We start from the raw sequence: 21,871 nt of genomic DNA, 5'->3' as shown, positions 1-21,871 counted from the left end.
GCACAGCTACCCCTGCTCAATCACATCCCGCACCAGTTCGCCCAACCGCTTCACACCGCTTTCAAGCCGCTCGTTCCATGGAAAGCCGTAGTTGAGCCGGATGCAGTGGTTGAAACGATCGGTGACCGAGCAAAGATCCCCCGGCACTATGGCGATATTTTCCCTGGCAGCGAGTTTAAAGAGCTGCTGACTGTCCACCCGTTTGTCCAGCTCCACCCAGAGACAAAGCCCACCCTTCGGTGCGGAAACCCTTGTGCCGTCGGGGAAATATCTGGCCACCGCCAGCATCATATTCGCGGCCTGCTTTTTGAGCGTTGCGCGCATTTTACGCAGGTGCCGCTCATAGGCTCCGGTTGCCAGAAAGCGTGCTGCGACTTCCTGGTTGAGTTGTGAGCTGCTGACTGTAGAGTTAAATTTGATGCGTTTTACCTTCTCCTTGAAACGACCGGGAATAGTCCAGCCGACTCGCAGATCGGGTGCCAGCGATTTGGTAAAAGATGAGCAGTAAAGAACCAGCCCCTCACGATCAAAGCTTTTTAAAGGCCTTGGCCGCGTCTCGGTAAAGTAGAGATCACCATAAATGTCATCTTCTATGAGCGGGATACCACGGCCGGTGATAATCTCCACCATCCTCTTTTTACCCTCGTTAGACACCACGTAGCCAAGCGGATTATGGGCACTGACATTCACCAGCGCGGCCTTCACATCATGTTCTCCCAGCACCTGCTCCAGCTCATCGAGATCAAAACCATGCTCAGAATCCACCGGCACCTCCAGCGCCCGCATGTTGAGATCTTCAATGAGCTGCAGATAGCAGAGAAACGTGGGAGACTCGATGAGTATCACGTCTCCCTCACGAGCCACCGCCCGCAGACAGAGAGCTATGGCATCCATACAGCCTCCTGATACGATGATCTCTTCTCCCCGCTCGCGACTGAAATACCCCACAGATCGTTTAGCCAGCTCCTTTCTCAGGGCCGGCACACCTATCGGGTGGCCATAGCCTATCATGTCGCCTGTCATATAGCCGGCGGCAACGGCCCGGACCTCCCGGCCCAGTTGTTTCAACGGCAGCAACTCAGGAGCAGGAATTGCTGTCCCCATGGGCAGCATATCCGGGTTACTGATATACTGTTGCAGCATGGTCGAGTGGGTATTAATGGTGACCTGATGCGGCCGGATTATCCGTTTTTCCTGCACCGGACGCGGCAACACCTTTTCCAGCAACGGCTTTACATAAAATCCGGATTTTTCCCGAACCTCCACCACCCCACGGTCTTCAAGCTCGTTATACGCCTGGTACACTGTGGAAATTGACCGGCCTGTCTGGGCTCTGAGACTCCTCAAGGAAGGTAGTTTTTCACCCGCCCTGAAATTACCTGCGCGTATCTTACGCTCAAGATCGTCTGCTATCTGAAGATATTGATATTCCATTTTTTACGGTAATAATTGTATCTGTGAACTGACTAAAACACATCATCCAGGCAGGATTAACATGCTTTTTCAACCCTACTTGACTCGGTCTGCTGATCTTGATACGGATAACTATAGGGAAGCATTAACTGCTATATTCCATGAACAGTGAAAAGTACGAGAGACACATGGCAACTGTTCTCTATATTGAAGATAATCTGGCAAACAGAAAACTGGTTCAACTCCTTATCGCCCGACGAAGCGACCTCGAGCTTATCAGCGCTGAAACAGGGAGGGAAGGATTGTGCCTTGCCCAGACATATCTTCCAGATATCATCCTGCTTGATATCAGCTTGCCGGATATACAGGGAGACCAGGTGTTGAAACAACTCAGGGACAATTCTCAAACCTCGAAGATTCCTGTTATCGCCATCTCCGGCGACGGCATAGAAGAGACCCGATTGCGTTTCCCTGAATTCCAGGCCTATCTTGAAAAGCCCGTCGACATCCAAATGTTCTACGATACCATAGACGCCCTGCTTGACAAAGTAGCGTAACTGCACTTAAACGACCACTTCATTATTACGACTGGATAGTCATGGCCCGCTTCTGGCGACGGCTCAGCATAATACTCTCCATCATATACAACGCCAACGCACTCCAGATCAGGACGAAGCCGATCATTCTGCTTATTGGAAAGGGCTCGTGATACACAAAAATCCCAAGCACCAGACTAATACTCGGTGCGATATATTGCAGTAATCCAAGATGGGTCAAAGAGATATTCTGGGCGGCATAACCAAATAACAACAATGGCAGAGAAGTAATCACACCGGTGCCGAATAGCAGCAACGAGCCGGAAAGCCCGATGTGGCCGAAGGAACCTGTGGAATTACTTTCCCAGAACAGCAACAACATTGTAGCAGGGACAAAAAGTACCATGGTCTCCATACAGAGACCTTCAAGCGCCGGAGTTGAGGATTTTTTGTGCAACAACCCGTAAAGCGCAAAACTACAGGCAAGACTCAGGGCAATCCAGGGAAATTTGCCATAATAAATTGTGAGATAGAGTACGCCAACCGCAGCTATCAGCAATGCTCCAGCCTGGGCTCTGCGCATATTCTCCTTCAGAAAAATCACCCCGAACAGCACAGAGATAAGAGGATTGGTGAAATAGCCGAGACTGGCCTCGATAACGTGGCCGGCATTAACCGCCCAAATATAAAGCAACCAGTTACCACCAAGCAGAACAGCAGCCATAATCGATATTTTCACACTCTCTTTATCACGTAAATTCTCAAGAAGGGAACGCGAGCGTTTCAGCAGAAAGATCAGGCCGATAGTGAAAAGCAACGACCACGACATTCTGTGGCAGAGAATTTCATGGGCAGGAACCTGTTGCAAAAGCTTCCAGTATACCGGCAAAACTCCCCAAAGTACGTAGGCAGCTATTGCAGAAAAGACACCCAGTTGAGTGTTCATTGAAAATTTACCTCGAGGCAGTACCACGCCCACCAGTATCGACCTGTAATCAGATCTATACTACCGAGCAAAGCTGGTGATAGGGAACAATTATCAAGATGAAATGAGAAGACCGCTGGAAGCCCAGTAATAAATGATATATCCACCTGCAGTCAACAAAAATATAGCTGAAATTTTGTGAATATATGGCACAACCCGCCTCATGGTCCCCAGAACCATCCGCTTTTTTACGAGGGCTATCCCCAGGGTGAGTGTGTGCATCACCAATCCCATCCCCAACACATAGCTGAGAAACTGCAACAGGCCTGCGCTGACATTGCCGGCCGTCATGGAGTTGCCGACCACAGCGAGAAATATAGGTAAAGTACAACCCAATGATGTCGCGCCAAAGGCCAAACCAAAAACAAAAAAGCCTTTGCTGTTCATCTGTCTGAGATCACCAACCTTATCAACCAACTTCAACGCCAGGGGGAAAGAAATCACCTTACCCATCAACAGCCATAAACCAAGCGCGACGAGCAAAACGCCCATGGCAACCGCGAACCATGGCATAATGCCCATCAAATAATAGCCTCCGATGGAAATCACCACACCCACCGCACCGAAGAGCAGACCAAACCCCAAAGTGACCATGACCGCAACCCAGGTAGCCTTCAGGGCCCTGGCCAAAAATGTCTGTTCGAGATAACCTGCCTCCTCTGATCCCAGATATAAGGTCATATAGACCGGCAACATGAAAAATCCACAGGGATTCACGGCCGAAACCATTCCGGCACCAAAAGCGTAACCAAATGGCAAAAGATCAGCGAGTTGCCCTATCCATTGACTGACCAGAGACTGAATTTCCATGGCAAAAATTTACGTTATCTGAAAGAGGAAATGGAAGTTATTAATACCACATAGGGTTCTGATTGTGCTGCAACAGGCACCGAATATAACAATTTACTTAAATAACTACACACTCTTTTCCTGCCCGGAAGATATTACACGACTGCAACACCAGCCATGACCGGCAACGACTTTACAAATAAAACGCTATATCAAGGAAATATTCAAAGTCCACAAAAAGTTGACCGCGGTCATTTTTTATTTGACATTACCTGACAACAACGATAAAAGTCGACCATGGTCATTTTTATAATATTATGAAATTGTATAGGATTTATGGTGTCGTTACGAGAAAAAAAGAAGCGGAAAACCAGAGAAGCCATACTCAATGCAGCGATTGAGTTGTTTGGCAAGAATGGTTTCGAAGCAACCAGCATTTCTCAACTCGCTCAAAAAGCGGGTGTGGGCAAGGGAACGGTTTACAGCTACTTCAGTACCAAGCAGGATATTCTCAATGCCTTCTGCGAGGGTGAACTGGAGTATGTTCATGAACAGCTGAACACTAAAACCAACCCGGATGCCCCGGTGCTCGAACAACTGGTCACAATATTTTTAGCTGAGTTCGAATATGTGACTCGAACGCCTGAATTTGGCCGACTCTATATGCAGGAGATGCTCTTTCCCAAAAAAGAGATGGTGCTGAACCACAAAGAGCTGGAGAACAAGTTCCTCGATATGATCTTTCCCATAATCAGCCGCGCCCAGCAGAGGGGTGAACTTCGAGCAGACATGGAACTCCTCCATCTCTGCGGACATTTTTTCAGCCTCTTCATCCTGCTGGTTCACGCCTGGTACTCAGATCTGCTCGGCGACCAAACCGCGGAAGAAGCTTTAACCACACTGTTCAGCAACGCTTTGAATGGGTTACAACCACCTGGGACATCCATTGAACGATAATATCACAATCCAAATTGCCCCTTAGCACTCAACAAAGACGAGGGCAGCAGACAGTCGTACCTTAACACAATTTCAGCAAAGGAAGCAGTCATGGAAACTACGCCGCACCCACCTCACTCCACGAGAGGCAAAGTCGTCTACTTCATCTGGAGCAATATGCCTCGCTTCATGCTCCTCTTTATGATCGTGCTGATAGTGTATCTTGCATTCGCAGTAAAGAGTAAGGATGAATCCATAGCCGCCGGCAAGGCTGCCGCTATCAGTCAGGAAAAACCACCGGTCAACACCATCACCCTCGAACTCTCTCCCAGCACCATATCCGACCGCATTAACCTGCCGGGCTCGATCGAACCCTGGACCGAACTGCAACTTCTGGCCAAGATCAACGGTTCGATCACTGAAGTCCTGGTCCATGAAGGTGCCCGGGTGCAAAAAGGTGATGTACTCGCCCTGATAGAAGAAGCGGATTACCGCATCGCCCTCGATCGTGCCCGGGCTGCCTACAACCAGGCCAAAGCTGATTTTGAACGGGATCAGTCTATTTACACCAAGGGTATGATCCCTACGGCTGAGATTGAAACCCGTAAGACCAACATGCAAACCGCCAAGGCAGATCTGGCCGACGCAGAACTACAGTTGTCGCGCTGCTCCATCACTGCCCCCATGGACGGTGTTATCAAAAAGCTCGATGCCAAAGTTGGCCTGCTGCTCTCTGTTGGGGACCCTATAGCGGATATCCTCGAAATCGATCGGCTCAAGGCTGTCATCGGCATCCCCGAGTCTGATGTCAATAAAATACGTAAGCTTGACCGGATCGCACTGACAATACAGGCGCTTGGCAACGAGACAATCTACGGTACGACCCATTTCATCTCACCATCCCCTGACTCAGTGGCGAGACTCTACATGATGGAGCTGGAGATCGAGAATAATGACGGTCGGATTCTACCCGGAATGTTCGTGCGGGCAGACATCGTTAAAAGCAGAATTGACAATGCTGTCACCATTCCGTTTTACAGTGTCATCTCCAGAAATGATGAGCAATTCGTCTTCGTCGAACAAGACGGTATCGTCGAGAAGAGAAATGTCCGACTGGGCATCATGGAAAAATGGCTGGTGCAGATAACTGAAGGGCTTGATTTCGGTGACCATCTGGTCGTCGAAGGTCACAGGGATGTGGAAGACCAGCAACAGGTACGGGTTGTTAAGGCGGCTACCAGCCTGGAGGATCTGAAGCTATGATAATCTCTGATACTGCGGTCAAAAAGAGTACGACCGTTGCCGTATTGGCGGTAATGCTCATCATCTTCGGCGCCTATTCCTATAAGGTGCTGCCGAGGGAGAGTGACCCGGACATCACCATTCCCAATGTCTTCGTCTCCACCAGTTACAGAGGAGTATCGCCTTCGGATATCGAGACCAGCATCACCATCGAGATCGAGAAAAAACTCAAAGGACTGGAAGGACTTAAAAAACTTCAGTCGGTCAGTTCCGAAGGGCTCTCGTCCATCAACGTTGAGTTCGTGACCGGCACCGATATAGACCAGGCGATCCAGGATGTAAAGGACAAGGTTGATGAGGCATTAGGCGAATTGCCCAGTGACCTGGAAGATGACCCCTCAGTCTTTGAAGTCAATTTCTCCGAAATGCCCATTGTGGTCTACTCACTCAGTGGAACCTGCGGTCTGCCATGCCTTAAAGATATTGCCGACGATCTCAAGGACGATATTGAAGGCGTCACCGGCGTGCTGGAAGTTGAGGTCACCGGCGGCCTGGAGCGGGAAATCAGGGTTGAGGTTCACCCTGAAAAACTCGCCTATTACGGGCTGAACATCGGTTCCCTGCAACAGGCGGTGGAGAGCGAGAACCAGAACACCTCGGGTGGTAACATTCGCCTGGGAAGCGGTCGATTTCAGCTACGGGTCCCTGGTGAATTCGAGACACCCGAAGAAATTTACGGCCTGATCATCGGCACGCACCAGGGACAACCTGTCTACCTCAAAGACGTTGCCCAGGTCGTTGACGGCTTCAAGGAAGAAGCCAGCCGCTCACGGCTCGATGGTCGCTCTGCCGTCAATATAACGGTGAAAAAACGCTCTGGTGAGAACATCATCAGTATCAGCAAGAAGATTGATGAAATAATCAGCGAAGACCAGGCCAGCTGGCCCTCCAGCACCAAAATCACCAAAGTCATGGACAAGTCCAGGGATATTGAGCTGATGGTCGCCGATCTCGAAAATAATATTCTTTCAGGTCTGGTACTGGTGATGATTGTTATCTTCTTCGCTATGGGTATCCGCAACGCCCTGCTGGTAGGTCTTGCCATTCCCTTCTCCATGCTGCTCTCGTTCACCGCGCTGTACCTTATGGGCATTACTCTCAACATGGTGGTACTCTTCAGTCTGACCCTGGCTCTGGGTATGCTTGTCGATAACGCCATTGTTATCGTCGAAAACATCTACCGCTTCATGGAGCAAGGTGTAGGCCGGGTGGAGGCAGCCATGCGCGCCACATCGGAAGTTGCCTATCCGGTAATTGGTTCCACCCTAACTACCTTGGCAGCATTTTCGCCACTCCTCTTCTGGCCGGGTATCATGGGTGAATTCATGAGCTATCTGCCTCTTACCCTGATCGTCACCCTCTCGGCCAGCCTCTTCGTGGCCATGGTAATTAACCCGGCAATGGCTTCGATCTTTATGAAAGTAAAGAGCCCTGCCACGGGCAGTGAACCCCCAAAAAACGCCGAAGAGGTTGCCAAAGCCATAGAACAGCCAGCTGAAATAGAGGGGTTTCTGCTCAAGAATTACAGCAGAATCCTCAGAAACGCGCTTGACCGGCCATTCGCCATAATCGGTGTTGCCTTCTGCATCCTGATCGTCATGTTCAAGAGCTGGCAACTGGTGATAGGTTTGGAAAAGCCCGTTGAATTTTTCCCGGAAATCGAACCTAAAGGCATGTACGTCAATATTGACGTACCGGAAGGGGCTGATCTTGACTATATCGACAAGATTATCGAACGCGTCGAATTCGGAATTGCCGGCGTCGCCCCCGGCACACTCGATGAACGCGGCGCCCCTGTTTCTTCCCTGCAGGCACTCTCCCCAAAACTGTATGAAAAACCAGACGGTGATGAGTATTACGGCCCGAGCGACTTGAAAAACATCAAAAACGTCTACACCCGTGGGGTGGTTTCAAGTGGCGGTTCCTCCGCCTTTTCCGCCAACACCCCGAACCATATCGGCGTACGATTTTTAGAGCTGGATGAACGCTGGCGCAGCTCCCATGACACCGTGGACGATATCCGCGCACGGGTAAGAGACATTGCCGGCGGTGAGATCACCATCGCCATGGAAGAAGAGGGTCCACCCACCGGTTCACCCATCAATATAGAAATTTCCGGCGACGACTTCGCAGTGCTCGGTGAGATAGCCAAACGCATAAAGGAGTATCTGGTCCGCATCCCCCACGTTGAAGACGTGCGCGATGATTTTGTCGAAGGTATACCCTCCGTACAGGTTATCGTGGATCGCCAGAAGGCTGCCCTGTTCGGCCTCACCACCGATGGGGTCGGCTTCGCCTTGAAGAGCGCCTACAATGGTCTGGAAATCTCATCGTATAGAGAAGGAGATGAAGATTATGACATCACCCTGCAACTGCAGGAGTCTGATCGTAAAATGGTGGACATCCTCCACGAGCTCATGCTGCCGACGCCTTCCGGCCAGCTGGTTCCGCTGTCAACCATTGCCGAGGTTACCTTCGCGGGAACCATCGGCAACATTAACCGTATCGACAATGAACGGGTGGTAACCGTAAAGGCCAACGTCAACGAAATCCACAAACCAGGTCCCGTAGCACGCGAAGAGGCGGAAGAGCTGCTCAAGCAGTTCCATCTGCCGCCGGGCTACAAGATCAAATTCACAGGTGAGTTCGAATTCCAGCAGGAATCAGAGGACTTTCTGACAAAAGCCTTCGCTGTGGCACTGCTGCTTATCTTTTTGATCCTGGTCTCCATGTTCAACTCGGTCAGCCAGCCATTTATTATCATGACCTCGGTGATTCTTTCACTTGGCGGTGCTTTTCTCGGGTTGACACTGTTCAAATCGCCTTTCGGCATAATTATGACCGGCGTGGGAGTTATCTCTCTGGCCGGTGTAGTGGTCAACAACGCTATTGTGCTGATCGACTACACCAACAAACTGCGTGAGCGCGGTTATGCCCTGCGAGATGCCGTAATATCTGCAGGTGCCACCCGTCTTCGTCCGGTTCTGCTCACGGCAATCACCACCATACTGGGGCTGATCCCGATGGTGACAGGCATCTCATACGATTTCCATAGCTGGTCTATCTCCTGGGTAAGTGAGTCCAGTCAATGGTGGCGTTCGATGGCTGTGGTGGTCATTTTCGGTCTCATTGTCTCAACCTTCCTGACTCTGGTCGTGGTACCAACCCTATATTATCTCATCAGTCGATTTGGCACTATCTCTCAACAAGTGATGGCACGACTTCGCTACCTCTACTGGAAGCCCTATTATTATTTTGCTGGCGAACCAGCTCAACAGAAGGATAAATCGTTATGATCCGACCTATATTTCATTTCTTCTTCGGCCTCCTGCTGCTGGCTCCTGTCACCGCTTCGGCCATGGACAATGGTACTACTCCTCTCACTGTCCGTGATGCTGTGGAGCAGGCCCTGGCAAATAACCTGAACCTGATGCTGCAAAAAGAGAACGTCAAGGCTGCCGCGGGTGCCGTCGGCATTGCCGGCAGCAGGTTCGACAAGTTCATCACTGGTGAAGCAGATGTGGCCAGGAGTGAGCGTACCCCTATTTTCCCAGGAAGCGCCGAAGTTGAAGAAGATGCGAACCTGGATATCTCTCTTATCAAACGGTTCACCACGGGTACCGAAGTGCAGCTTGGCTGGAACAATAACCGCTTCGACACAGATTTAGATGAACAGACCCTCAGCCCGATGTTCAGTTCAGGCCTCTCCCTCGGCCTCACTCAACCCTTACTGCGGGGCTGGGGTCAGGAAATCCAGCTGGCACCTGTTCAAGCCGCAGAAAGAGACCTGGAGGCAGAGACCTTTCAGGTTAACAGCCTGGCGGCTGATCTAGCGGCCCAGGTAAAAAGCGGCTACTGGACTCTGGTCTTCGCAAGACAGGATATCGAAGTTAAACAGTTCTCCCTCACCCTGGCTGAAAAACTGCTTGAGGAGACAAAAGCCAAAATTGCCGCAGGCAAGCTCGCTCCGGTGGAACTTTTTCAGCCTCAATCGGAAGTTGCCTTGAGAGAAGAGCAGCTCATCGCTGCCGAAAGGGCAATCGGTGTGGCCGATGATGAGCTAAAACTGCTTTTAAACAGTGATGACTGGTACAGTTCATATACCCCTGTCGACACGCCTAACACTGAACCGGTCTCCCTGACGGCGGAAATTATCCTCGATAATGCCTTGAACAACAGGCCGGATATAAAAGCAGCTCAGATTGATGTGGATGCTGCCCGACTGCGGGAAAAAGTCGCCCAAGATGACCTTCGTCCCGAGCTCGATCTGGTGGGAAGTCTCGGATATGGTGGTACGGATGATAGTTATGGTAGCGCTGTTGACAACAGTTTTGACGATGGTGATGCCCAGTGGCTGGTTGGCCTCAACCTCACCTTTCCGCTCGATAACTCAGCCGCAGAAGGAGCCATGCAACAGGCCAGAGCCTTTCATTCCCAGGCCAGAACCTCCCTGGAACTGCTGAAACTTCAGGTAATACGTGAAGTACGAACCACAGTGCGTGATGTCCGCCTGGCAATCAAGGCCATTGAGGCGACACGCAAAACCAGTCTGGCCACCAGAAAGCGCCTTGAGGCCGAGCAGGCTAAATTTGATGCCGGGCGTTCAACGACCCTTGATGTGCTCATCGCCCAGGAAGCCTACTCAAACGCTCTCAGCCAGGAGAACCAGACCCATGTGATTTATGCCCAGGCACTTGCAGAGCTGGATCGAATCCAGGGGCTCATCTCCTTTGACCATGAAGAAGGTCGGACAAACTAATAGATAGGTGCACTGAATGGCCCGCGAGGAGAAGCCCGAGATGGTCATCACCGACTGGATGCCCATCTCGGACTGCAACAGAAGCGACGGTTGAAGAACATGAAATCAAGTTAAGCGATGGCACTACTAGCGATGTTACCATCAGTGCAGGCGTGGCAACCTGGACAAGTGATTTCAATAATCAGGACCAATTGATAAAAGCGGCCGACAAAGCACTCTACAGTGCCAAACAGAATGGTCGCAATCGTGTTGAACCGACCGGGACACAACAGCCCTAACAGTACGTTATCAGAGCTGTTTTGAGCTTTTTACAAATCAGCGGCCTTTCAGATCATCAGGTCGTTTTACCGCCAGGTGGTAATAACGGTTCAGGTCAAAAAGCCCGGCCCGCAACGGATCACTCTGCAAAAAATCTTCCTGAAACCAATCATACTCTTTCCAGAAATCCGCATCTGCCCGGTTCACACCATACTTCAACAATTTTCTGATTGCTGCTTCACTGTGGTCATAATCTTCCAGAGTCTTTAAGAAATCAGGTAGATCAGCCAGCGTCACATCAAAGAAATAATTTGGGTAGGAACCGATATAACCGCGAATAAAATCAGCCGTATCTTTCGAAGGATTGAGCTTATCAGCTTCGTGGCTCAGGGTGCGGACATCATCGTGCCAGCGGTTAATTACCATGCTGACAACCTCATCACGGTTCTCCGAAACCCGAATCCGTACCATCGCCAGATTAGCGTTATGATCCTTCACATATTTAAAAAATGAAGTTCCCGAGGCAGATACCGCTTTGAATCCCTGGATATAATCGTCTTCCGAAGTGTACGTTGTTGGCAGCGGTGGGTAATCTTCGCCCTCTTGCCGATAATTTTCGTCAAAGGCTATTCCCGTTGCCGGATTTATACGATCTTGAACAACATGCTCAACAAACTCACGTTTTGGATTCTCAGATTCAAAATCGATAACGGCCGGCATGAGCGATGGCGTATACTTCAGCTTTTTTAAACTCATTCCGCCATACCAGTCTGCCATCAGCTTCGGCCGCTGTTCTTCAGGCAGAAAATCGAGAAAGTAAGTCTCCCCCTCCTGACGAAGCTTATCCATATAGAGCCGGACAGCCAACTGATGTCCAACGGAACCATATACATCAAATCCGGCCACCAGTGCATAATAAACCCGTTCCAGTAGCGGGTAGTCAAACACCCAGATGGTACGGGGCAAATCACCCAGCGCTCCCTTACTGACCGAGGCACTGTTAAAATGCCTGAATACGGTAAGCACGGGGCTGTCGTCCTGGTCATCCCCCGGCCAGATCGCCTCATAGCCAATACCGCGATTTCCATAATTCTTATTATAATAATCCTGCCTTGCGCTTACATACCTGGCTGCGTAACGTTCATAACGCGGAATCATGTACCACTTGAAAATACTGAAAAAACTCCCCTGCTCTGTAGGAATTCTGGTGAGCTTGAGGTGATCATGCAGAAAACCCGGTTGCTGCACCGAAAGATCATATTCCGGATCCATGAACAACAACCAGAAATGATCCCGCACCACATTCAGCGCCACCTGCCCTTTGCAGACCGGGCCGCGGATGAAGGTCATGATTATGTAGTGACTGTTATCCAGCAGAAACCTGTAACGCGACTCGGGCGGAATCTGCTCAAAGACTTCGAACGGGTTTGCGCTTTGTTTTTTATTAAAGCCAACCCAGTGCGGTTCACGCAGCCAACGGGGCTTGATGAACAATTTGTGGTACTGCTCATACTGCTCGTCACCCAGCTCGAAAACCATATGCGTCTTGTGGACAATGGTGGAGTAGATTTTCCTGAACCGATAATAAAACTGATCCACTTCAGGGTCATCATACGGTCGAACGGTGGGTATCACGCTGACAGGCGTACCCGGTGGAGTGTATGAGCGAACTAATTCATAGAAATTTCCATTATCATTGAAATAGATATGGGCCAGAAACAGATGTTCGTAGAGGTAGCGGGCAGTCATCCGATGCTTTGGGTCCTGCTCGTTGAAAAACACCTCCCATTTATCGACATTCTCCAGATCCGCTTCCGCAATCGCTGCCCGACGAGCATGCTCATTTTCTGTTGGCCCCTGGCCGCCAGCGGTGAGCCAGTCACTGATTAACTGGAATTCGTCTTTCTCTAGAGGCGGAAAGCCATAGGGCATGCCACGATTCGGGTGTTTCTTTAGATACTCATCCATCTCGATGGAAGTGGCGGCGCAGCTGAGCTCATCTTCCTCGGGCTTATAGGAATTTCTGGGATCTTCATAATCTGTTGTACAGGCGCTATCAGGGTTATCACGCTTATGAGCCAGAATCTTCAGCAGAGGGAAGTTATTTTCCCCACTTTCCGCGCTGCTCTCGGTGACGCTGTGAAAACCCTTCTCCCGCCATTCGGCGGTGGTCTGCGCATCTGTGAAGAGACGCGTAGGCTCCATGGACCAGAGACGTTTGGAATTGTATACCGCCTCCTTGCTGGCACCGCGATCCAGTCCGTCCCAGGAACTCAGTTTGAGCTGGCAGGGAGAGTTGTAGCAGCTGTGGCACACCACACAGCGATTATCGAGGATAGGCTTAATCTTGTTAAGATAGTCAACACTTCTCTCCGGGGTTCGAACCACCACAGCCTCCCCGGATTGCTCCACCACACACCCGGTGAGCACGACAAGACACAGTACCGCGAGCACAACTACTCTCATTACCGACCTCTTAAGCTTGATATGGATGTATTCAGGCTGGCTGTTCGCGTTGCCCTGTTATAAATATGATTTTTTATCAGTAGAGAGAGTTATGCTGGTTCAACCGCAGTAAGCCGGTACTCAAGATGCGGGGTGGTACGCCCCTCAATGGTCGAAGGATAATCTTCGACATAAGTGCAACCCATTTTCTCGTAAAAACCGGCAGCGTTGGGATCAGCAAGGACCAAGAGAGATTCCGAACCGTTATGTTTTAAAACAGCGAGGCAATGCTCAAACAGCTCCCGACCGATCCCCTGCCCCATTTTACAGGGCAGCACAAACATGTGATCGAGCCATACTCCCTGCTGCAGGGTCACACAGGAAAACTCCTGATCATAGAGCAGTTCAACCAGAGAATAGTAGGCGACCACTCGCCCATCCTCCTCAAACACGTAGACCAGATGACTTTCCAGGTATTCCGGCGTGATAGTTAATTCATCCTGCCAGACCTGCATATAACTTTCAGGATATTCCCAATGAGACTTGGAATGAAAAGATATTGATGTGAGTGTGGTGTGTTCACCCTGCCGAGCCTTCCGTATCACGTTCTTCCCCCCAGTGAAACTTCGTAATGCGACACCGGCATATATTACGAAATAATTATGTAATTTCAACACCTTTCGTTCATTTCTAACGACTTCAATCCCCCTCACATTACATGATCTTCGATTTTCACCAAGCGAATTATTCAATAAATACCTGTGATAACAACACTCCCAGCCAACAGTGCTTTCAGGTCACGCATTTCAGATGGGTATGCACAGCAAAAAAAAATAAATTTTTCCAACTATCAAAATTGTATTGGGCTCTTCTCATTACAATTCTGCTCGGCTCCAAATTTAACCTGGCGAGCCGGGTGAGACGCTGATTACCACTAAAACCGAACTATACATCTCCCCCCTGACTCATATCCCCTCAATGGTAAAGGAGCTAAAATTCCTCTATTTTTTTGCCTTTTTCCACATAGGCCCGGATGCGTTTATATATCAGGTCGTTACTGCGCAGCATCGAGTACATCTCCTGCACAATCGGGTCTTCTTCTCCAAGTGCTTCAACAGCATCCCGAAGCAGACGTGCACTCTGCCGCACATGTTCAGCAAGATGTGTTTCAATTTCCACCCGTTTTCTGTGTCTTGCTTTTTCACGCTCAACCAATGGAAGAATCCGCTGTATCGAAAATTCAACAAGGGCGTCACGTGGAGTATTGTACTGGACTGAAATTGCCTCAAGTATCTCAAGAGTTTTCCTTGAGATCACAAATGTTTTGGTGACTCTTCGGTCTTTTTCCGGAAAATTTTCAAACTCGCGGGCAATGGTTTTGAGCGCATGGATGTCATCCATAAGATGATCAAACAATGATTTCTGCTTAATTCCCATCTGTCCAGCCAAAATGGATAAAGCGGTAATCGCTCTCTCAGACAGTTTGAAGGTTGTCCGGACTGATTGCCGCCCTCTCATCCCCAAGGCTGATTCGTCTGTTATCTCTAATATTATTGATGTATTCTTTCTTCTCACAACTCTACCCCGACAGCAATCCTCTCATATTTGAATGTTACTTTTATGACAGTGTATAAAAAGTAACATTAGCTTATTGACAGCTACATTTTTATTATTACCATTTCACGTACAGAGGTAAAGCCAATAATAACCAAACATGGTGTCTCAATGGCAACCAGCAAAACTGCTTGTCTCGTAAAAGAACGTTGAACATGAAGAGACAAGGGCAATACTAAAGGAGAACATTATGAACATCGTACGTTACAATCATGGAAGAAATCGTGTGGTTCGTCCAAACACTGACATTGATCGTTTTTTCGACGGATTCTTCGGTGACTTTTTCGGCCCGACTTTCAATATCACCGGCAATACCGCCCGTCAGCACAACCAGCTGCATGTTGATGTTTACGAACAGGAAGGCGTGATTCATGTGGAGGCCGAAATGGCGGGAGTCCCGAAAGAAGACATAAAACTCGATGTGAAAGGTAAACACCTCACTCTCGGCTATGAGCGTAAGGTCAACGAGAACGTCACAGAAGAAAACCGCTACAGAAGAGAACGCTCATACGGCAAATTCGAGCGCAGCTTCAGCCTGCCTTTCGATATCGACGCCGACAAGGTAGTGGCAAAATATGAAAATGGAATTTTGAAACTTGAAATTCCGAAACCGGAAGAACAACAGCCTAAGCAGATCACTATTAACTGATAGAGATCAATACCACAGGTTGTAAAAAAGACTCTGCTTCATTTTACTCCCTCCTCCTCAAGGCGGGGCTGCCCTCAGGCAGCTTCGCCTTTTTTACTGCTCAAACTCATGATCGACATACAAATCTTTTATATGCAAAATTCCGCCTGTACCTGGAAAAAAGCATCTAACACCCGCGGGTCAAAATGTATACCGCGCCACTCTTTCATTATCCTGAACGATTTCCAAACGGTAAAGGCAGCGCCCTTACCTTTTTTAGTAAGACAGATCCCCCCATGCAACGTACCGGCAAAGATTAGCGGCGCGCCGAAATATGCACTCATTTCAAGATGACCTTTGGGGAAGCTGACAGGAAAAATTCGGGTGGGAAAATCAGACAAAAACCGGGCTTCACCACGAGGCGGCAAGCCCGGTTTAAAAGTGCTACTGCAATTCAACAGCAATTTTTTCAAGCTCAGGGACCGAAGAGACTACTCCCTGCTCCTTTAAAAATTCACCAAACACCCGGTAACGCTTACTATCAAGTGCTCCGGGACGGAGAGCAAAACGAGGAAGAGTATCTACCCAGGCCCGGCGGTTTAGTTCATCATTGAGATCTTTGCGGTCCCCTTTGATGAAAAGCTGCCAGCTCTCATCAGGATGATTGACCAGGTACTGTACCCCCATCTCCACTGCATCGACAAATTTTCTCAACTTTGGCTCGGCAAGACTGTTTTTATTCGCCACAAGAATCAACTCGTCGTAGGCCGGAATACCGTTCTCCTCAACGAAAAATGGTCTGCCAGGACGCTTTTCAATATCCATCTGGTTCAATTCAAAGTTTCGAAAAGCACCGATAACCGCATCGGCCTGACCGGTGAACAAGGAAGGAGAAAGGGAAAAATTGACGTTGATCAGCTTTACGTCATCAAGCGTCAATCCCTCTTTTTCCAGCATTACTTTCAGCAGCACGGTTTCGAACCCGCCAACGGAATAGCCGATGGTCTTGCCCTTTAAATCCGCGATGGTTTTGATCGGCCCATCCTCCAGGACGACCAGTGAGTTCAGCGGAGTCGCCACTAAAGTTGCAATACGGACCAGCGGCAATCCCTGTTCGACCTGCATATGGTGTTGATGCTGGTATGATACGGCAATATCTGCTTTACCGGCTGCAACCAGCTTGGCAGGGTCGTTAGGGTTCGCTGGCGCGATAAGCTCGACTTCAAGACCTTTTTCCGCAAAGTACCCCTTCTCAAGTGCCACATAGAGCGGGGCGTGATCAGGGTTAACAAACCAGTCCAACAGCACCGTCACCTTCTCGGCGGCCATAGCCTGAGCCGGGAAAATGATTGCGGCAACAGTCAATGCCGCCAGGGTATTACGTATTTTTTTAAACACTTCCATCTGTTTTCTCCCAAAAAAGAATATACACAACAAACTTGTCCACAATGAAATAGAGACCGAGTGACACCAAAGCGAGAATCAGCAGTGCGGCAAACATCACATCGACCTGCATTCTGGCATTGGCATGCAACATATAGTACCCCAGCCCTGAACTTGAACCGACCCACTCACCAACCACCGCACCTATCGGGGCAACAGCGGTCGCAACCCTTAAGCCTGAACCAAAGGCCGGTAAAGCTGAAGGAATCACAATCCAGCGCAGTACAGCGAGCGGCCGGGCTCCCATAATACGCGCCAATTCAAGAAGCTCCCGGTTCGTACGCTGCATCCCATAATACAACGACGATGTGACCGGAAAGAAAATAATCAGAACAGCCATGGCGACTTTAGACGCCATACCATAACCAAGCCAGAGCACCAGAAGAGGTGCCAGGGCAAAGACCGGAATAGCCTGGCTCACCACGAGTACAGGTAAAAGCCAGCGTTTTACCAGGGGCTGCAGAAACATGGTGAGTGCACATATGCTGCCAAGGACGGTTCCGATAATCAGCCCCAGCACTATTTCGCTGAAAGTTGTGAGCAAATGGCCCTGCAGACTTGACCAGTGCGTTACGACCGCCCTGGCAACAGGAATCGGCCCGGGCAGGATGAACTTCGGCACTCCGCTGAGCACCACCACCAATTGCCAGAGGAGCAAAAGTCCTGCAGCAAGAATAACCGGGCGCAGGATTCTCATATCTCCTCCATAAGCAACTTCAACAACTTCACATACCCCTGCTGAACCTGACCGTCCTCAGGATTTCTCGGTGTTGCTCCATCCATTTCAATAGAGGCGACAAGCCCTGCAGGCCGTCCGCGCAAAACCATCACTTTGTCACCAAGACGCATAGCCTCCATTGGATCATGGGTGACCATCAATACGGTTTTCCCCCTGGTGAGTCTGGCAGCAAGATTCTGTAGCTTCAAACGGGTCTGGGCATCAAGAGCCGAAAATGGCTCGTCCATCAAGATTACCGGCCTGTCTTCCAACAGGGTTCTGAGCAACGCCACACGTTGTCGCATACCACCAGACAGTTCGGCGGGTAGTTTCTCACCCTGATCGGCAAGACCCGCTTCATCCAGAAGGTGTCCCGCCATTTCATGCAACTCCGGGGTTATTTCAGAGCGCAACCTGGCTCCAAGAAGCACATTATCCTGCACCGACAGCCATGGGAGCAACAAATCACTCTGCGCCATCCAACTGATCCCCGGATTTTCGACGCCATTAAAGTGAACCCGCCCGCTGTAACTGAGGTCTGGATTACCTGATACAATTTTCAACAATGTCGACTTGCCGCAACCGCTAGGACCGAGCAGGCAGGTACAACTACCGGCCCCAATTGTGGCACTGAAATCGCTGAACAATAACTCTCCATCAAACGACAGGGAAATCGAGTCAAAATGAATAGCAGGCGGAGTGGTACAACTTTGCAAATGAAACTCTTGCATACTTAAACGATCCTTTTTGCTGAAGTCACCTGCTGTAATAGCTCACGGGCCGAAGCCTCCGGACTTTCAGCAGCAATGATCGCCGAAACCACCGCCACACCATCTGCGCCGTGCTGAATGACATCGGCTGCATTGGCAGCAGAGATCCCACCAATGCCCACCAGAGGCAGTTGTACGTTGTCACGGATTATTCGAACCCCTCCCAGACCAAGAGGCTTGGCAATATCTGCTTTAGTGGCTGTGGCAAAGACCGGGCTGATGCCGATATAATCAGCACCTTCCAGCTCTGCCCGCCTGGCGTCAGCCAGGGATTCCGCCGATATACCTATTATCTTCTGGCCTCCCAGCAAAGAACGGGCATCCTTTATATGCATGTCATTCTGGCCGAGATGCACACCGTCTGCATCGCATGCAAGTGCGACATCCACGCGGTCGTTGACAATGAGCGGGATTCCAAGCGGCCTGAGATGTTCGACCAGCCCCCTTGCCTCCTCCACAAATCGGCGTGTGGGCAGATTCTTCTCCCTTATCTGCACGCAACTTACTCCACCGCTGACTGCAGCAACCACGATATCTGCCAGATTACACTCTCCGGCCATCTCCCGGTCTGTAACCAGGTAGACTGAATAGTTCAGCTTCATAAAGTGCTTCCTTTCCCAATGCTGCAAGACTCGAATTTGTTCATGGACAAATACGACAGCCTGTGCGGAGATCTTCCGGCGTAATTGTGTAGAGACTGTCAAGAAGGTTGACCATGAAGCTTCCCGGTCCTTTGGATATTTCACCTGCCATTTCTCCAGCCAGACCGAAATAGGCCAAAGCTGTGGCGGTAGCCATGACCGGATCATCGTCTACCGCATTGAAAGCACCAACTATGGTTGTTGCCGCACAGCCGGTGCCCGTTACATAAGGCATCAGCTTATGCCCGTTTTCAACGCGAAGCACCCGCATGCCATCGGTAACAAGATCCACCGGTCCGGTAACTGCCAGGGTAACTCCAAGCTCCCCGGCAAGAATCCCTGCAACGCCTGCCGCATCTTCCACGGAATGAAGCGCATCGACACCTCGTGTTTTAGAATCTGCATCACGCAATGACAGTACCTCTGAAGCGTTACCGCGGATCACGGTTACCTGCGTATCAGCAATAATTCGTTTGGCGGCAGCAGTACGAAGTGCAGTTGCACCCGAGCCAACCGGATCAAGCACTATTGGAGTGCCCAATTCGGACGCTTTCCTGCCGGCCTTCACCATTGAATCGACCCAGGCATCAGTCAGGGTGCCAATATTGAGTACTAACGCTCCGGCAAAGCCGGCCATCTCCTCAACCTCATTTTCGGCATGGGCCATGACAGGCGACGCCCCTGCCGCCAGAAGCACATTGGCTGTTGAATTCATCACCACAAAATTGGTGATATTATGAATAAGCGGATTATTAGCTCGAACTTTCTGCAAGTTTTCTGCTGCACGTTCAGCTGGAGTGCTGGTCCGGGACATTGGTTCCCTCCTCGGTAAATTATTGCCGTTGGAGCTGGCAATATCTGCACAGCAAACGCCCATGACAATCTGGTGTTTACAGGCACGTAAAATGAAAACAGGAGGCAACAGAAAAAGAGATGTCTGAGCGGGATTGCTCAGCCGAAAACCGATGAAGAATCTGATATGAATACAACAATCATCCGTGCATCCCTACGCTGGCGTTAACCAGATCAGGTTCAAAGGGTATCATCTCAGGCTTATCAGCCACCCCTTGCAAATTATATTGAACATTTATAGAATATCATAAATGGAATGTCAAATGGTTGGTTGACAGCGAAACTACTCACAACATTTGCGTTATTACTCCCTGCAACCTGTGGCACTCATGCAGCAACCCCAAACACCTAACATGACTTATCCGTTGACAATATCTAAGGAGACATCTATATTTCTTAATGTATTCTGCTGAAATTATACAGCGTCGAAATCGTGTTTCTTCCAGGCCGAAAATCGCGGGTTTAATCCCTCCCACCCGATACTGCCCGACACATTCATGGACACCTGAAAATTTCACCAGTGGCAGCAGCAATAGCTTTCTCATGGGGACTATCAGCTTACCGGTATGGCCTGGATTCTGACACCCTCATTCTATAAATCAAGATCACGCTTCGTGGTTCTCGACACCTTACTTGCGGCCCTATCGCATTTTGTTGCCGACAACATTTCGCCGCTGGTCACAGCAAACAGGAGATCCTGAGTGAAGCTCTTTATAGGCAACCTGCCCTATGATATCAGCGAGAGCGAGGTATTAGCTCTATTTACCCAATACGGAGAAGTCGTCAACGCAAACCTTGTGACTGACCACTTCAGCGGACGATCAAAAGGCTTTGCCTTTATTGAAATGGGGTCTCGAAGCGAGGGACATAAAGCCATGGAAGATCTCAACAGACACGAGTATAAGCACCGTCAACTCGTTTGCCGTGAAGCCAAACCTCAGAAAAAAGGAAAGAAACGCAGATAAAGCCGTTATCATACGGTACTGCTTTTTGAATAAATAGCAGAAATATCAGTGCAGAATTAACCCGTGAAGCGGGTTATGACTCGATATCCTGGAAAAGAGAATATCGAGTTTGGAAAACGGGGCAGTTTCGCCCCACACTAACACAGGAGTTGTCACAATGGTTGAAGGAACAGTTAAGTGGTTTAATGATGCCAAGGGATTTGGATTTATCGAGCAGGATGGTGGAAAGGATGTCTTTGTTCATCACTCCGCAATTCAGACTACCGGCTTCAAATCACTCGCAGAAGGCGAGCGCGTGAGTTTTGAGGTCACTGAAGGCCCTAAAGGCCCTTCAGCCCAGAATGTAGTTAAGATCAAATAAACTGCCAGAGGGGGTTGGCTGCAGAACAGCCAACTCCTTTGACACTGTAGTGATTTGATATACCTCGAAGTAACTTACTGTTTCCCGTCTTTCAGAGCAGCCTTCCTGTTATTCCAGAAGAAACCAGTTCTTAGCTTAGAGACCTAAGATTCACCCGGTTTTGATATTTCCTGCAGTTCAAATACAAGATCAGCCTCAGCATTAGCAAACGAAATACGTCGTTCTGATCCACTTTACCTGGTAATTGCCGACCCTGCCGAATTTCATACAAAAACTACCACAACGTCTTAGTTGACAACCCCAAACAAGAACTTTATACTTCTTCAACTTTCTTGCGGGAATAACTCAGTGGTAGAGTGTCAGCTTCCCAAGCTGAAGGCCGCGGGTTCGACCCCCGTTTCCCGCTCCAGAATTGCCAAAGGCTTACGATCTATTCGTAAGCCTTTTTTGTTTAAA

Annotated in this window: 21 protein-coding genes, 1 tRNA gene and 1 riboswitch; of the genes, 10 read left to right on the top strand and 12 right to left on the bottom strand. The window is 49.6% G+C overall.

The window, feature by feature from the left end; translation table 11 throughout:
• Positions 1 to 6: 6 nt before the first annotated feature.
• Positions 7 to 1,434, bottom strand: a complete 1,428-nt coding sequence (locus tag FCL45_RS11525) for an aminotransferase-like domain-containing protein (RefSeq protein ID WP_136796816.1) — start codon at positions 1,432 to 1,434, stop codon at positions 7 to 9.
• A 167-nt stretch (positions 1,435 to 1,601) separates the two neighbouring features.
• On the opposite strand from FCL45_RS11525, the gene FCL45_RS11520 reads away from it, so the two are divergent.
• A complete protein-coding gene (locus tag FCL45_RS11520; RefSeq protein ID WP_167495730.1) occupies positions 1,602 to 1,970 on the top strand; it encodes a response regulator in 369 nt (122 codons plus the stop codon).
• 25 nt (positions 1,971 to 1,995) lie between these two features.
• Here FCL45_RS11520 and rarD read toward each other — a convergent pair whose 3' ends face one another.
• Together rarD and FCL45_RS11510 are read right to left on the bottom strand one after the other, a co-directional pair.
• Positions 1,996 to 2,895: an EamA family transporter RarD gene (gene rarD / locus FCL45_RS11515; RefSeq protein WP_136796818.1), complete on the bottom strand. Its 900-nt coding sequence runs from the start codon at positions 2,893 to 2,895 to the stop codon at positions 1,996 to 1,998.
• A gap of 93 nt (positions 2,896 to 2,988) precedes the next feature.
• A complete protein-coding gene (locus FCL45_RS11510) occupies positions 2,989 to 3,744 on the bottom strand; it encodes a cytochrome c biogenesis CcdA family protein (RefSeq protein WP_136796819.1) in 756 nt (251 codons plus the stop codon).
• A 315-nt stretch (positions 3,745 to 4,059) separates the two neighbouring features.
• Here FCL45_RS11510 and FCL45_RS11505 point away from each other — a divergent pair, with 315 nt between their 5' ends.
• From FCL45_RS11505 to FCL45_RS11485, 5 genes are all read left to right on the top strand, one after another.
• On the top strand, positions 4,060 to 4,680 hold the full coding sequence (locus tag FCL45_RS11505; protein ID WP_136796820.1) for a TetR/AcrR family transcriptional regulator: 621 nt from the start codon (positions 4,060 to 4,062) through the stop codon (positions 4,678 to 4,680).
• A 90-nt stretch (positions 4,681 to 4,770) separates the two neighbouring features.
• Positions 4,771 to 5,922, top strand: a complete 1,152-nt coding sequence (locus tag FCL45_RS11500; protein WP_136796821.1) for an efflux RND transporter periplasmic adaptor subunit — start codon at positions 4,771 to 4,773, stop codon at positions 5,920 to 5,922.
• A complete protein-coding gene (locus FCL45_RS11495) occupies positions 5,919 to 9,257 on the top strand; it encodes an efflux RND transporter permease subunit (protein ID WP_136796822.1) in 3,339 nt (1,112 codons plus the stop codon). The genes FCL45_RS11500 and FCL45_RS11495 overlap by 4 nt, the downstream gene beginning before the upstream one ends.
• A complete protein-coding gene (locus FCL45_RS11490; protein WP_136796823.1) occupies positions 9,254 to 10,720 on the top strand; it encodes a TolC family protein in 1,467 nt (488 codons plus the stop codon). Before FCL45_RS11495 ends, FCL45_RS11490 begins: the two co-directional genes overlap by 4 nt.
• A complete protein-coding gene (locus FCL45_RS11485; protein WP_136796915.1) occupies positions 10,720 to 10,998 on the top strand; it encodes a GGDEF domain-containing protein in 279 nt (92 codons plus the stop codon). Before FCL45_RS11490 ends, FCL45_RS11485 begins: the two co-directional genes overlap by 1 nt.
• 37 nt (positions 10,999 to 11,035) lie before the next feature.
• Here the strand turns inward: FCL45_RS11485 and FCL45_RS11480 are convergent, their stop codons facing one another.
• The 3 genes from FCL45_RS11480 to FCL45_RS11470 all read right to left on the bottom strand — a co-directional run bounded on the left by FCL45_RS11480 (position 11,036) and on the right by FCL45_RS11470 (position 14,839).
• On the bottom strand, positions 11,036 to 13,444 hold the full coding sequence (locus tag FCL45_RS11480) for a fatty acid cis/trans isomerase (protein ID WP_136796824.1): 2,409 nt from the start codon (positions 13,442 to 13,444) through the stop codon (positions 11,036 to 11,038).
• An 89-nt stretch (positions 13,445 to 13,533) separates the two neighbouring features.
• Complete coding sequence (locus FCL45_RS11475; RefSeq protein ID WP_136796825.1) at positions 13,534 to 14,028, bottom strand: GNAT family N-acetyltransferase; 495 nt, start codon at positions 14,026 to 14,028, stop codon at positions 13,534 to 13,536.
• A gap of 385 nt (positions 14,029 to 14,413) precedes the next feature.
• Positions 14,414 to 14,839: a hypothetical protein gene (locus FCL45_RS11470; RefSeq protein WP_136796826.1), complete on the bottom strand. Its 426-nt coding sequence runs from the start codon at positions 14,837 to 14,839 to the stop codon at positions 14,414 to 14,416.
• Positions 14,840 to 15,227: 388 nt separating this feature from the next.
• Here FCL45_RS11470 and FCL45_RS11465 point away from each other — a divergent pair, with 388 nt between their 5' ends.
• Positions 15,228 to 15,686: an Hsp20/alpha crystallin family protein gene (locus FCL45_RS11465; RefSeq protein WP_136796827.1), complete on the top strand. Its 459-nt coding sequence runs from the start codon at positions 15,228 to 15,230 to the stop codon at positions 15,684 to 15,686.
• 128 nt (positions 15,687 to 15,814) lie between these two features.
• Here FCL45_RS11465 and FCL45_RS11460 read toward each other — a convergent pair whose 3' ends face one another.
• The 6 genes from FCL45_RS11460 to thiM are packed head-to-tail and all read right to left on the bottom strand — an operon-like array spanning position 15,815 to position 20,051.
• Positions 15,815 to 16,138 carry a hypothetical protein gene (locus FCL45_RS11460; RefSeq protein ID WP_136796828.1) on the bottom strand — a complete coding sequence of 108 codons (324 nt, stop codon included), beginning with the start codon at positions 16,136 to 16,138 and terminating at the stop codon, positions 15,815 to 15,817.
• Positions 16,110 to 17,069, bottom strand: a complete 960-nt coding sequence (locus FCL45_RS11455) for an ABC transporter substrate-binding protein (protein ID WP_176360037.1) — start codon at positions 17,067 to 17,069, stop codon at positions 16,110 to 16,112. Before FCL45_RS11455 ends, FCL45_RS11460 begins: the two co-directional genes overlap by 29 nt.
• A complete protein-coding gene (locus FCL45_RS11450; protein WP_136796829.1) occupies positions 17,056 to 17,805 on the bottom strand; it encodes an ABC transporter permease in 750 nt (249 codons plus the stop codon). The genes FCL45_RS11455 and FCL45_RS11450 overlap by 14 nt, the downstream gene beginning before the upstream one ends.
• The gene (locus FCL45_RS11445) at positions 17,802 to 18,557 is read right to left on the bottom strand and encodes an ABC transporter ATP-binding protein (RefSeq protein WP_136796830.1); all 756 of its coding nucleotides are present in this window, start codon (positions 18,555 to 18,557) and stop codon (positions 17,802 to 17,804) included. The genes FCL45_RS11450 and FCL45_RS11445 overlap by 4 nt, the downstream gene beginning before the upstream one ends.
• Positions 18,558 to 18,559: 2 nt before the next feature.
• Positions 18,560 to 19,198, bottom strand: coding sequence for a thiamine phosphate synthase (gene thiE / locus FCL45_RS11440; protein ID WP_136796831.1), 639 nt, complete (start codon positions 19,196 to 19,198; stop codon positions 18,560 to 18,562).
• Between the two features lie 40 nt (positions 19,199 to 19,238).
• Positions 19,239 to 20,051 (bottom strand): hydroxyethylthiazole kinase, encoded by an 813-nt coding sequence (gene thiM, locus FCL45_RS11435; protein WP_136796832.1) that lies wholly within the window; start codon positions 20,049 to 20,051, stop codon positions 19,239 to 19,241.
• A gap of 172 nt (positions 20,052 to 20,223) precedes the next feature.
• Positions 20,224 to 20,315: riboswitch (TPP riboswitch) on the bottom strand.
• Positions 20,316 to 20,790: 475 nt separating this feature from the next.
• Here thiM and FCL45_RS11430 point away from each other — a divergent pair.
• From FCL45_RS11430 to FCL45_RS11420, 3 genes are all read left to right on the top strand, one after another.
• Positions 20,791 to 21,054: an RNA recognition motif domain-containing protein gene (locus FCL45_RS11430; protein ID WP_136796833.1), complete on the top strand. Its 264-nt coding sequence runs from the start codon at positions 20,791 to 20,793 to the stop codon at positions 21,052 to 21,054.
• Between the two features lie 157 nt (positions 21,055 to 21,211).
• Complete coding sequence (locus tag FCL45_RS11425; protein ID WP_136796834.1) at positions 21,212 to 21,415, top strand: cold-shock protein; 204 nt, start codon at positions 21,212 to 21,214, stop codon at positions 21,413 to 21,415.
• Between the two features lie 334 nt (positions 21,416 to 21,749).
• A tRNA-Gly gene (locus tag FCL45_RS11420) sits at positions 21,750 to 21,824 on the top strand.
• The last annotated feature ends 47 nt before the right edge of the window (positions 21,825 to 21,871 follow it).

Origin of the sequence: Desulfosediminicola ganghwensis, from assembly GCF_005116675.2 — a bacterium.
Classification (GTDB): Bacteria; Desulfobacterota; Desulfobulbia; order Desulfobulbales; family Desulfocapsaceae; genus Desulfopila; species Desulfopila ganghwensis.
Note: the sequence above shows the minus strand (reverse complement) of the source record. Positions and strands in the feature narration are given on the sequence as shown.